General features: G+C 69.4%; 10 protein-coding genes. 6 read left to right on the plus strand and 4 right to left on the minus strand.

Features of this window, described 5'->3' with window-relative positions; all coding sequences use genetic code 11:
* The first annotated feature begins 502 nt into the window (after positions 1-502).
* The 5 genes from IEY79_RS38585 (at position 503) to IEY79_RS36655 (ending at position 8,001) form a co-directional block, all read left to right on the plus strand.
* Positions 503-1,564 carry a peptidoglycan-binding protein gene (locus tag IEY79_RS38585; protein WP_373292702.1) on the plus strand — a complete coding sequence of 354 codons (1,062 nt, stop codon included), beginning with the start codon at positions 503-505 and terminating at the stop codon, positions 1,562-1,564.
* 181 nt (positions 1,565-1,745) lie between these two features.
* Positions 1,746-2,873, plus strand: a complete 1,128-nt coding sequence (locus tag IEY79_RS36640) for a hypothetical protein (protein WP_189111990.1) — start codon at positions 1,746-1,748, stop codon at positions 2,871-2,873.
* Positions 2,874-3,061: 188 nt separating this feature from the next.
* Positions 3,062-4,867, plus strand: a complete 1,806-nt coding sequence (locus tag IEY79_RS36645; protein ID WP_229701444.1) for a glycoside hydrolase family 3 protein — start codon at positions 3,062-3,064, stop codon at positions 4,865-4,867.
* A gap of 38 nt (positions 4,868-4,905) precedes the next feature.
* Positions 4,906-6,192, plus strand: a complete 1,287-nt coding sequence (locus IEY79_RS36650; protein WP_189111991.1) for an exo-beta-N-acetylmuramidase NamZ family protein — start codon at positions 4,906-4,908, stop codon at positions 6,190-6,192.
* Between the two features lie 39 nt (positions 6,193-6,231).
* The gene (locus tag IEY79_RS36655) at positions 6,232-8,001 is read left to right on the plus strand and encodes a serine hydrolase domain-containing protein (protein WP_189111992.1); all 1,770 of its coding nucleotides are present in this window, start codon (positions 6,232-6,234) and stop codon (positions 7,999-8,001) included.
* A 163-nt stretch (positions 8,002-8,164) separates the two neighbouring features.
* Here IEY79_RS36655 and IEY79_RS36660 read toward each other — a convergent pair whose 3' ends face one another.
* The 3 genes from IEY79_RS36660 to IEY79_RS36670 form a co-directional block, all read right to left on the minus strand.
* Entirely contained in the window at positions 8,165-9,016 is an 852-nt protein-coding gene (locus tag IEY79_RS36660) for a tetratricopeptide repeat protein (protein WP_229701445.1), read from the minus strand.
* A 54-nt stretch (positions 9,017-9,070) separates the two neighbouring features.
* On the minus strand, positions 9,071-9,679 hold the full coding sequence (locus IEY79_RS36665; RefSeq protein WP_189111993.1) for a hypothetical protein: 609 nt from the start codon (positions 9,677-9,679) through the stop codon (positions 9,071-9,073).
* A gap of 425 nt (positions 9,680-10,104) precedes the next feature.
* Positions 10,105-10,818, minus strand: a complete 714-nt coding sequence (locus IEY79_RS36670; RefSeq protein ID WP_189111994.1) for an AAA family ATPase — start codon at positions 10,816-10,818, stop codon at positions 10,105-10,107.
* 162 nt (positions 10,819-10,980) lie between these two features.
* On the opposite strand from IEY79_RS36670, the gene IEY79_RS36675 reads away from it, so the two are divergent.
* Positions 10,981-11,565, plus strand: a complete 585-nt coding sequence (locus IEY79_RS36675) for a GNAT family N-acetyltransferase (RefSeq protein WP_189111995.1) — start codon at positions 10,981-10,983, stop codon at positions 11,563-11,565.
* A gap of 273 nt (positions 11,566-11,838) precedes the next feature.
* Here IEY79_RS36675 and IEY79_RS36680 read toward each other — a convergent pair whose 3' ends face one another.
* Positions 11,839-12,135, minus strand: coding sequence for a DUF4235 domain-containing protein (locus IEY79_RS36680; RefSeq protein ID WP_189111996.1), 297 nt, complete (start codon positions 12,133-12,135; stop codon positions 11,839-11,841).
* Positions 12,136-12,413: the final 278 nt, after the last annotated feature.

A 12,413-nucleotide genomic window follows, 5' to 3' on the forward strand; every position in this document is an offset into this window, starting at 1 on the left:
AGTCAACTCATGACGTCTCACCACGACTTACCAACGACCAACAGACTTTGCGGACACGCCCTAGGGTCTGTCGTTTGGATCTTGCCGGGCTCGCGGGTCCTGATCATCGCGAAGACCTCCGGGTGGTGGGAGCCGTAGGGGAACTCACCGCACGGAGGTCTCCGTCTCCGACCCTGAGGCGCGGCGACCGGGTCGGACTCGGTCGTGGGTGAACCGATCCGACTGCCGCCGCCCGGCCGCTCATTGGTGCCACCTCTGACACTTTGGGCTCGCATCTTGACCTGCGGCTCTCCTGTGCCATTCTCGAAAAGCCCGTCAGCTGAGCCTGCCCGCACGCTGTCCACCCAGTGATCGGTCGTCACCCGGCGTCCTCGCGTTCGCAGTGCGGCAGCGCGGGCACCCGTCGCCGCCACACCTCGGCCGAGCGTGCCCGAGCGCATGTGGGCCAGTCCTGAGCGCAGCCCTGCACGCCGGCCGGAAGCCGGCGCACCGAGGAGGAAAGATGAAACGACTGCTTCGCTTAGGGAAGCTGTTCGTGGCCGTCGCAGCTTCCGCCGTACTCGCCTTCCAGGCGGGTGCGCCGGCTTCCGCCGATGACGTTCGCGCCCGGTCGGCGCCGCCCGTCGACTTCCAGCTGCCCTTCACATGCGGACAGCAGTGGCGGCTCGACACCTGGGCGCACGCGCCGGCCCTGGACATGGTGCGCGAACCCGACCAGGTCGGCACCGAAGGAGCCGTGCTCGTCGCGGCGGCGGACGGCGTCGTCAACATGTCCTTCTCGCACGCCAACGCCGGGAACGTCATCCAGATCAATCACGGCAACGGTTACTTCACCACCCATCTGCATCTCCAGTCGCGCTCCGTCGCCGTGGGCACCGCCGTGAAGCAGGGTCAGACGATCGGGAGGGTCGGGAAGACGGGTCCGACCTCCAACGGCCATCCCCATCTCCACTTCGAGCTCGGCTACGACGCCAACGGCAACGGGGAGGCGAGTTGGGGCACATCGACCTCCGAAAGGGTCAGGCCCTGGTTCGACGGGGTCGAATACGGTCAGTCGAACGGTCGGACCTGGCGCAACGTCGCCCGGGACTGCGGCGGCACTCCGCCCACCAGCTGCTCCGGGGTCAACCTGGACTTCTCCGCGTACGCGACGATCCGCAGCGGCTCCAGCGGTGATCTGGTGAGGGCCGCGCAGTGCCGACTGAAGGACTCCGGCAACGACCCGGGTGCGCCCGACGGCGCGTTCGGTCCGAATGTGCAGAGCGCGACCCGGGCTTTCCAGACCGATGTGGGGCTGAGCGTCGATGGCGTCATCGGTGCGAAGACCTGGACGGCGCTGCTGTCGTACGGCTCCACCCCGACGCTGCAGAGCGGCTCCAGCGGTGCGGACGTCAGCAGGCTGCAACGCGCGCTGACCGCGGCGCTCGGCAGCACGGTCGGCATCGACGGTTCCTTCGGTCCGGAGACCGGTCAGGCCGTCCGTACCTACCAGTCGTCCAGGGCACTGGGTGTCGACGGCATCGTCGGTCCGGCCACCTGGGGCGCCCTCCAGGACGGCAGGTAGCGGAGCCGCGCGAGGGGCGTCAGAGCCCGGCGAAGGCCCGATCCCCACCGGCCGTACACGGGGACGGCGAGCGCCGGAACGCGTCGCCGGAGCACCAGGTGCATGCCTCATCCGCGGGGCCCCGTCCCGTGGATGAGGCATGACCCGCCGATCCCCGCCATCCCCTCCCGAGAGGTCCCGTATGAGTCCGCTGTCCCGCCGCGCGCTCCTGGCCGGAGCCTCCGGCACCGCGCTGGCCCTCACCCTGCCTTCCACCGCGGGTGCGCAGGAGGTCGCGTACGCGGCCTTCCGTCTCGTCCGGGCGCGCCCCGGTGAGCCCGGTCAGCCCGAGATCACGCTGCCCGAGGGGTACGAGTTCGTCCCCGGCGCCAAGTACCACGCCGGCAGCCGAGCCGAGTACTACTCCTTCGTGCGCGGCCCGGCGAACGCCGCGGGGATCGTCGTCGCCGTGCACTGGCCGGGCGTCGCGGTGAGCGACGTGGTGCACATGGACACCCGCTTGAGGGTCGAGCGGGACCCCTCCGACCGGAGCCGGTTCACCTTCGTACTCCCCGTCACCTTGCCGACGGCCGACGCCAACCAGCCGACGATCCAGATCTGGAGCCACCCCGACCGGTCGGAGGGCATGCACCTCAAACTCGACCACAACGACCCCGACCGGGTCGCCGGACCGTGGCTGACCGTGCCGTGGCCGGGGAACGCGGCACGCTCGCAGCTCCACCAGCTCATCGCCGCGCACGCCGTCCTGCTCGACTCCGGCCTCAAGGACACGGCTGCCGCGAAGGGCCACCGCTGGTTCCTCGCGGGTTTCGAGACCAACAACACCCTGCACACCGACAATCCGCCGCACTGGCACCTCTCGTACAACTCCGGCGCCGATTTCGACTCCCCGACGCACAACACCCACTTCTGGCTGAACAGCGGAGCCGAGAACTTCTACAACGGCATGGACGTCACGGGTCTCGGCCGGCTGAAGCACTACGTGGGCGACCCGGCAAGGATCTACGACTTCGTGGGAGACGCCAACGACGGCCGGGGCGACCTCGTCGCCACCGTCACCATCCGTACGGACGGCGGTCTCGACATCGCACCCCCCTCAGGCCCGGGCTACGCCGTCGCGGCAGGGCGCGACGGCACGCTCGTCGAGGAAGTCACCGTCCTGCGTGGCGGCGAGCCCTGGCTGCGCGTCACGACGGAGGACCGGTACAGGATCGGAGTGCTGATCGTCCAGGTGCTCGGTCTGCGGGACGCGTCGGAGAGCCGTGTGAGCGTGATGCGCTACGACAGGTTGACCGGCGTCCTGCTCTGAGAGCGCGATCGGCCCGAGACGGGGCGAACAATCAGTGGTCTATACCACTGTAGTACCGCTGACCTGCGCGAATGCCTCTCATCAAGGAGCGCTCGCCCTCTTGACCTGAGGTGCGATTGAGCCATAGACACGAGCACACAGGCCTGTCGAGTCCACGCCAACCCGCCCAACGGCAAAAGGAGTGCGCGATGGTTCACGCGATACGCCGAGACCGACGCTTCCGCAGACAGATCACGGTCACGGCGACCGTGTGCGGTCTGCTGCTGTCCATGCCGACCGCTGTGTCGGCCAAGGCGCCGGTGGAGCGGGGGTGGGTGGAGAAGACCATGGCCCGGATGACACTGGAGGAGAAGGTCGGCCAACTGTTCACCACGTACGCCTACGGGACGTCGGCCGACACCGACAAGGCCGCCGACGTCACGAGGAACCAGAACTGGCTCGGCGTCGACAACGCGCAGCAGGCGATCGACAAGTACCACCTCGGCGGCGTGATCTACTTCGCCTGGTCCGACAACCTCCAGAACCCGAAGCAAGTGGCCGCGCTCTCCAACGGGTTGCAGCAGGCCGCGCTCCGACAGCCGGCCGAAGTGCCACTGCTGGTCAGCACCGACCAGGAACACGGCATCGTCCAGCGGCTCGGCCCGCCCGCGACGCAGTTCGCGGGGAACATGGCGCTGGGCGCCTCCGGCAGCGAGCGGGACGCGCGTGAGGCCGGGAAGATCGCCGGAGAGGAACTGCGGGCGGTCGGCATCAACCAGAACTTCGCCCCGGTCGCCGATGTGAACGTCAATCCCGCCAACCCGGTGATCGGCGTGCGGTCCTTCAGCAGTGATCCGCGACTGGCCGCCGATCTGACCGAGGCACAGGTCCGCGGCTACCAGAGCGGGAGTGCGGGCGTGGCCGCGACCGCCAAGCACTTCCCCGGGCACGGCGACACCGATGTGGACAGCCACGTCGGTCTGCCGGTCATCACCCACACCCTCGAACAGTGGCGGGAGATCGACGCGCCCCCCTTCCGTCGGGCCGCCGACACCGGAATCGGCGCCATCATGACCGGTCACATCCAGTTCCCCGAGCTCGACCCCTCCGGCGCCCCTGCCACCCTGTCGAAGCCGATCATGACCGGGCTGCTCCGCGACGAGATCGGCTACGACGGCGTGGTCGTCACCGACTCCCTCTCCATGGCGGGGGTCCAGGAGACCTATCCGGAAGAGGACGTACCGGTCAAGGCGCTGCAGGCCGGCGTGGACATACTGCTGATGCCCCCGAACCTGGACACGGCGTACAACGCGGTGCTGCAGGCCGTCGCCGAGGGCGAGCTGACCGAGAAGCGCATCGACAGGTCCGTGCGCCGGATCCTGACCCTGAAGCACCAGCAGGGCATCGTGAAGCGGCCTTTCGCCAACCCGTACGGAGTAGACAAGACCGTCGGATCGCCCGCACACCTGCGGGCCGCCCAGCGCATCACCGACCGGACCACCACGCTCGTCAAGAACGACGACCGGGTGCTGCCGCTCGCGGACGACGGGCAGAGCGTACTGGTCACCGGCTGGGGCGAGGGCACGACATCCCAGCTGACCGCGCTCATCGGCAAACGCGATGTGGCAGCCACGTCGCACTACACCGGGACCAACCCCGGCGCCGCCACCATCGCCGCCGCCGTGGCCGAGGCCCGCGGGCACGATTCCGTCGTGGTCGTCACCAGCGGCGCCGGGGCCAACCCGGGACAGTCCGCCCTGGTGAACGCCCTGACCGAGACCGGCAAGCCGGTCGTCACCGTCGCCGTCGGCACGCCGTACGACATCGCCCGCTACCCGGAGGCGGGCACCCACCTGGCCACGTACTCCTCCCGCGAAGGCGCCCTGGAGTCGGCGACCCGGGTGCTGTTCGGCGAAGTCCGCCCGCGCGGCACGCTGCCGGTGACGATCCCCACGGCGGACGATCCCGACCAGCCCCTGTTCCCGCTCGGCCACGGACTGAGCTACCGGCACTGACGAACCACCGACACGAACGAACAAAGGACATCACCACCATGCGACGCAGAGATCTACTGACGGCAGCGGCGACCTCGGCCGTGGCCGCGGGCACGACCGGGCTGGCAGCCGCGGGCCCCGCCAGTGCCCAGGGCAAGGGGCACGGCTCGAAAGGCGGGGTGCGCACCGGCTTCGAAACGCTGCGTCGGAGCGGCTACGCGTCCGTGACCGGGCAGCGGGTCGGCATCATCTCCAACCCCACGGGCATCGACCGCGAGTTGAACCACATCGTCGATGTGATGGTCGCGGACGCGGCCGTCAACCTGGTCGCGATCTTCGGTCCGGAACACGGGTTCCGCGGCATCGGGCAGGCCGGCGAGGGCGAGGAGTTCTTCATCGACGAGAAGACCGGACTTCCCGTCTACAACGCCTACAACAACTCCGCCACGATGGAGCGGCTGTTCTCCGACCTCGAACTGGACACCGTCGTCTTCGACATCCAGGAGGTCGGCGCCCGCTTCTACACCTACATCTGGACGATGTATCTGGCGCTGGAGGCCGCGGCGAGACTCGGTGTGAAGTTCGTCGTCCTCGACCGGCCCACCCCGTTGTCGGGAAAGGACGCGTACGGGCCGGTACTTCACCCCGAGCACTCCACCTTCGTCGGGCTCAAGGCCATCGCTCAGCAGCACGGCATGACGCCGGGAGAGCTGGCCCGGCTCTACAACGAGGTGTTCGTACCGGCCGCCACCGGGGGCAAGCGGGCAGACCTGCATGTCCAGCGGCTGTCGGGCTGGGACCGGCGGATGCGGTACACGGACACCGGGTTGCCCTGGGTGGCGCCCTCACCCAACATGCCCACGCTCGCCACCGCCGACATCTACGTCGGCACCTGCCTCTTCGAGGCGTCGGCACTGTCCGAGGGCCGCGGCACCACTCAGCCGTTCCAGCTCATCGGCGCTCCCGGCATCGATCACCGCTGGGAGAAGGCGCTCAACGCACGCGAGATGCCGGGGGTCCGTTTCCGCGAGGCGTACTTCAAGCCGGTGTTCTCCAAGCAGCAGGACAAGACCTGCGGTGGCGTCGAGGTGCTGGTCACGGACGTCGACCGGTTCGAACCGATCCCCACCGCACTCGCCATGATCACCGAACAGTGGCGGCTCTTCCCCGAGTACCGCTGGCGGTCGCAGGACGTCACCAGCTTCTGGATGGACAAGCTGAGCGGCGACACCCGGGTGCGCGAGGCGATCGAGAGCGGTACGGACGCGGCCGACATCCCCGAGGTCTGGTACGACGACCTCAAGCGGTTCCGGAAACTGCGCGGAGAGTTCCTGATCTATCGCTGAGTCTGTCCTGACCAACCGGTGAGAAAGCAGAGTTGACGCATGAGACGCAGGAACTTCCTCCACGCGGCGGCTGCGGTGGCCGGCGCCGGGTCGGCCCTCCCGCTCGGCACCACGGCGTACGCCGCCCCGCCCACGGGGGCCCTGACGGGACCGCCGACCATCACCCCTGACGACATCCGATTCCCGACCGTCTCGCGCCGGCTGCGCCCCGGCTCCCCCGGCCGGGCCGGGCTGATCGCCGAGCACGTCGACCGGATGGCCGACGAGGCGGCGCGCTACATGGAGCCGGGACCCGGCCGTCCCAACCCCTCGCACCCCGGCTTCGTGCTGATCGCGGCGCGCGACAGCGTGATCGTCACCCACGAGGCGCGCGGCCATGCCGTCCGGTACGAGAGTTGGGACGCGGCTGCCAAAACCCCGGTCGAGCTGCCCCCCGACCAGTGGGTGTCCATGGCGAAGGACACCCTCTTCGACATGGCGTCGGTGAGCAAACTGTTCACCTCGACGGTCGCGACGCAGTTGTGGGAACAAGGCGTCATCGACCTGGACGAGCCGGTGGCGAGGTATCTGCCCGAGTTCGCGGCAGCAGATCCGGCCAAGGCCGCCATCACCCTGCGTCATCTTCTGACACACCGCTCGGGCCTCGTCTCATGGATGAACCTGGCCGACTTTCCCGACAACGACGCGCGGATGGCGGCCATTTACGCGTCGGTACTGCGGCGGGAGCCGGGGAGCGGCTACGAGTACTCCGACCTGAACCTGATCACACTGGGGCAGTTGCTGCACCGCGTGACGGGAGAGGCGTTGGACGACCTGATCGCCGACCGGGTCACCGGGCCGCTCGGCATGACCGAGACGATGTTCAACCCGCCGCGGAGCCTGCTGCCGCGGATCGCGGCGACCGAGTACCAACCGGGGACGGGCCGGGGCATGGTCCACGGCACCGTGCACGACGAGAACGCCTGGTACCTGGGCGGTGTCGCGGGCCACGCGGGCATCTTCTCGACAGCCACCGACATGGCGGTCTTCGGTCAGATGCTCGCCAACGGCGGGCACTACGCGGGCACCCGCGTCCTGTCCGAGGCGACGGTCAGAAAGATACTCGTCAACTACAGCGCGGACATCGGCGCTTCGCCACGCGGACTCGGCTGGCAGGTCGACCAGCGGTTCTACATGGACGCGCTGACGTCCCCCGTGACCGCCGGCCACACCGGCTACACCGGTCCCTGCATCACCGTCGACCCGGTCGACCGCACCGTGTTCGTCTTCCTGGCCAACCGCGTCCACCCCACCCGAGACTGGGGCACGGACAGCGACTACCGCCGGGCGCCCGCACGGGCCTTCGCCCGCTCCGTGCCGGTGAAGCCCGCCACCGGGAGGACCGCGTGGTTCTCCGGCATGCCGGACGCCGCCGACGTGACACTCACCGCCCCGCTGAGCAGGATGCGCACGACGGGCAGGGTCTCGTTCCATCTCTGGTACGACACCGAGCCGAAGTCCGACAGCGGCAGCCTGGAGGCATCCACGGACGGCGGCTCCACCTGGGGCCCGGTCCCGCTGGACCTGAGAGCCAAGGGCTGGCGCTGGAGTACCGGGGGGACGTTCGACGGTTACTCGGGCAGGCAATGGCTCAAGGCGTCGGCCGAGGTCACCGCCGACACCACCCACCTGCGCTGGAGGTACCGCACCGATGGGGCCTACCAGGGCCGCGGGGTGTACGTCGACGGAATCCGTGTCACGAGCGGGGGCCACGACGTCTTCGACGTCAGGCGCCTGGAGTCCGACGGCTGGCAGGAGTCGGACAACTGAGGTCACCGGGGTGCCCGGCGACGGGCACCCCGGTGATCCTCACGGGCGGCAAATCCGCTCCCAGACGCGGGGAGGGGAGTCCCCATCAAACGCCCACGACCGGTGATCGGCCGGTGGAGTCCTCGGCTTCCAGGGGCGACCGCCGAGGGGCTTGGTGAAGGTCTCATTCCGGGGCTGGGTCCTCGGCGATGACACGGGTCAGCAGCGTACGGGCCTCCTTGATGCGGGGGTGGGCCGGATGCAGGAACTCTTCGCAGGCGGCCAGTGCCTGGCGGGCGGTGGCCTCCGCCTCGTCGCGACGGCCCAGGCCGTGCAGGGCCCTGGCTGTCACGATCTCCAGAGTCCCGCTCGCCGTGCGACCCCCGGCCGGTGTGTACCGGCGGGCCTCCGCCAACGCCTCCTCATACCGGCTCTGCCCGTTCAGGCTGCCCACCAGCGCACGATGCAGGAAGGCGGCGGCGGGCCCGTCCGCCTGCGGCAGGTTCCCGCGGGCGATGGCCTCCGCTTCTCCGTACCGGCCCTGTCCGTTCAGTGCGGCAGCCAGGCTGGTCAACGCGCTCAGCTCGATCCTCCACATCTTCGCGAGATGTGCGATTCGGGTTGTGCCGCGCAGGATGTCCCGCGCCTCGGCCTCGGCCTCGATGTGCCGGTCCTGTTGCACGAGGACCGCCGCACGGTTCGACCGGACCGCGAGCAGCAGTTGCCGGTCGGCGCCGGCTGTCTGCTCCAACTCCGTGATCAGGGTCGCGAGCTCGGGCAGCAGCTCCGTCCCCCGGCCGTGGGCGACGGCCGCCCCGGCGGCGAGGGATCGGGCCAGCCACGAGACCAGCGCGGGGTCGCCGCCCCGGGCGCGCGGCGAAGCGGCGAGAGCCCGCGCCTCGGCCTCGGCCTGCTCGAATTCGCCCGCCTCAAGGAGATCCTGGATACGGCCCAGGACCACCCGCTGCGAAGAGGCCGCCCTCCCCCTGGCCCGCCCGCGCCGCGCGCGTTCCCACCCCGTACGTATGCAGCTCACAAGTGGCAAGGCTACGGGCCCGAGTCGGCCGGCACAGAACTGTTGCCGCGCGATCTATGGGGTGGAGCTTCCAGACGTGCCGGTTCCCCCGTCGTCGCCGGGCCTGAATGGCTCGTCGCTGCGGCGCCGCCACAACTGAACCCGGTCGTTCCAGACGTAGCGAAGCGCCCGCTCCTGTCCGCTGTCCTCCACTCGTACTCGCTTGTACGACGTGGCCCACACATCGCGGGATTCCGCCCAGACACCGTGGACGTCGTAGCCGCCAACGGGGCCTTCCCAACTGATCCTCAAGCCGGCGATCTCCGGATCCGCCAGGTCCAGGCGGGCGAACTGGGCAATGGCCTTCGGTGGCAGAGATGGATGCATCAGGATCACAGTGCCGTTGGCACCCGACAGGCGCAGCACTCCACCGTCAGAGGCGCGGGCTGCGGAAAGCACCCCCACAGCGTTCAGAAAGGCCGAGTGGGCGGCCGCTTCACCCTCCCTCGTGCCCGCCCGCCCACGCCGCTGCGCGAGCCGGTCCCGTGTGCCCTGAACACTGTGCTCGCCGAGGCGAGCTCCGACCGCGCCCAGGAACGCCGAGACCAGTATCCCGCCCCCTGCCGCGGCGGCGACCCGAAGAGTGGTCCAGCCATCTTCCGATTCACCATCGGTGGCCGACACTTGGGAGTCAGCACCGGTGGCAGGGAGATCCCCGGCATGGATCCGTCCCCCGGCCGCCTGGGAAGCCGCATACCCCCCGCCTCCTTCCGACCTCGGGGACGCGTCGCCCCCACCGGTGCCGCCGTCGTCCCAGTCGTAGTCCTCGCTCATCATTCCCCCTGCTGCAGGGTCGCTACGGGATGAGGCTCTCGGTCTCAGCGCCCACCACACACGACAGACATGCCGGCCCTTTCCCCCCAGAGTGACCAGCAGGCATGCGTATGTCCACGGTCAGGCGCCTTCCGGGCCCGGCTGCACGGATGCTGAGCGAGCGGGCACCGTGCGGGCCTGGTACCGCGCCCATGTGCCTTTGCGCGCAGGTCGGTCCCCCGCGTACGGACCCGGTGGGGTATTGGGACAGCCCTTGGACCCGGGAGGGGACCCGCCTACGGTTCGACGATGTGCCGCAGATAGGCGTGCGGGTCGGCGAGATAGCGGCGCCAGTGATCCACGACGCCGAGCTCCTGCCAGGCGACCCTCCGCATACCGTGCTCACCGACCTCGATGATGTCCGCGCCCGGCAGTGCGGTCAGCAACGGGGAGTGCGTGGCACAGATGACCTGGCCCCCCTCCTTGGCCAACCGGTCGATGTGCCCGATCAGTTCGAGGCACGAAGAGAAGGAGAGCGCTGCCTCCGGCTCGTCGAGAACGTAGAGCCCGGCGTCAAGGAACTTCCCGCGGAATGCCGCGAGAAAGCCCTCACCATGGCTGACATGGTCCGGCGAGAACCCCTCCCTGCCCAAGGCGTCCAGCGCGGTCTCGGCACGGAGGAAGAAGCCCTTGCGGGCCGACCAGCTGGTGACCATACGGCGCCCGCGCCCCGAGGCGGCGTCAAATCTCATACGTTCGCCGAGGGGCGACTTGCCGCGCGGGGAGGCGTAGCGCCAGTCGTGGGAGCCACCGTAGGAGTCCAGGCCGAACCCCTCCGCCAGCGCCTCGACGAGGGTCGACTTCCCCGAGCCGTTCTCACCGACCAGAAAAGTCACCGGCGCGGTGAACCGCAGCCCTTCGTCGAGCAGTTGTCGGACGCAGGGCACCGACCAGGGCCAGGTTTTCTCGTCGTACGAGGAGAGATGGGCGTACGCACGTTCAATAATCACGCAACCAGTGTCGCCCGGACGGGGAAGGCGTACACGCGCCGTGCAGTCGGCCCGCGGGTACCTCTTCCTGGTGCAGCCCGTGACATGGTGGCGCGGCGGCCGTGAGCATGGGCGAACGGCTCGTTCTTGACGAGTGCGACCAGCGTCGGGCGATCATGGTGCATGACTCGCGCATTGTCGACGCCGCCCGTCATCGCCTCCGGCTCGCTCGGTGGTTCCCCCCAACCCGTGCTCGCCACCACCGGGGGCCTGCTGCTGCGCCCTTGGGAAGAAGCCGACGCGCCGGCGTTCCTTTCCGCGTACCAGGATGATGGAATCCGCCGCTGGCACACGCGTCGGCCCGCCACCGAGCCGCAGGTCCGGGAATGGTTCGACGCATACCGCCAGGACTGGAAGCACGAGAAGGGCGGCCACTGGGCGATCACCCGTGACGGCGTCGAGGTGCTGGGCCGGATCGCACTGCGCGGGTTCGACTTCGACGACGGCATGGCGAGCGCGGCATACTGGGTACTCTCGGCCGCCCGCGGCGCTGGTGTGGCCTCGCGCTCTCTGTTGGCGGTCACCACCTGGGCCCTGGACGAGATCGGTTTCCACCGCCTGGAGCTGGACCACTCGACCCGAAACCCCGCCTCGTGCAGGGTCGCCACAAAGTCCGGCTACCTCCTGGAAGGCACCAAGCGCAGCGCCGCCGTGCACGACGACGGACGACACGACATGCATCTCCATGCCCGCGTCCGAGGCGACTGAGCCTGGCAGCTCCCCTGCTCGATCCGCCGCGCCCGGTCCAGATCCCCGCGCGCTCCTGGAACCGGGGTTGGCCTGGCCGAAGGAGCAGCCTGCGGAGGCTGGGCGGAGCTCGGTGCCGCGCCGTTGAGGAACAGGTCGTACTGGGCAGACGAGTTGACCCCGGCCGGCCGCAAACGACGAGGGGTGGATGCGGCTCCCGCATCCACCCTCTCCAGCGGCTCATTGGAGCGCCGCCATCATGCGTCTGGGGGACGAGCATGACAGCGGACGCCGTCAGTCGCGGCCGCCCTTGTCCGGGGCCGGCCACGTGCCGGTGGCCCGTTCGATGGCCTTGGCGCCCGACCGGTCCACCGCACTGCGTACTACGGCGAAGATGGCACCCTGCACGGCCGCGGCGAACAGCACCTCGCCCCACCCGCGGTCGCGGTCCAGGGCGTCGGGTGCGTCGTCCTCGTGCCGGATCACCTTCCACGTCTTCTGGAAGGCGAGCCCGGCCAGCGATCCGCCCACCCATCCGAGGACGAATCCGACGGGCTTGTAGGCGAGTGGCAGCTTCTGCTTCTTCTTCACCGGTGACTCCCTCTCTGAATACCGACCCCTTACCTGAGGGCTCGTGGGACACCTCACGGGTGCCCTCCCATGGCAACCCCACACCGGAGACCACGATCCCGCCACCGCTGCCGCCGCCCGGCCCATGCCCCGGCCCCACCCATGCCCGGCACCAGACCGGCCAGACACTCGATCGGGGCGAGCTCCCTCGCGGAAGGCAGCCTCCAGCCCCCTAGGGCCTGTCCGCAAAGTCATGGGAGCCAGAGTTGTAGGCAGGCGAGGGTGACCATGGCTTGGTA

This window comes from Streptomyces camponoticapitis (assembly GCF_014646115.1).
Taxonomy (GTDB): domain Bacteria; phylum Actinomycetota; class Actinomycetes; order Streptomycetales; family Streptomycetaceae; genus Streptomyces; species Streptomyces camponoticapitis.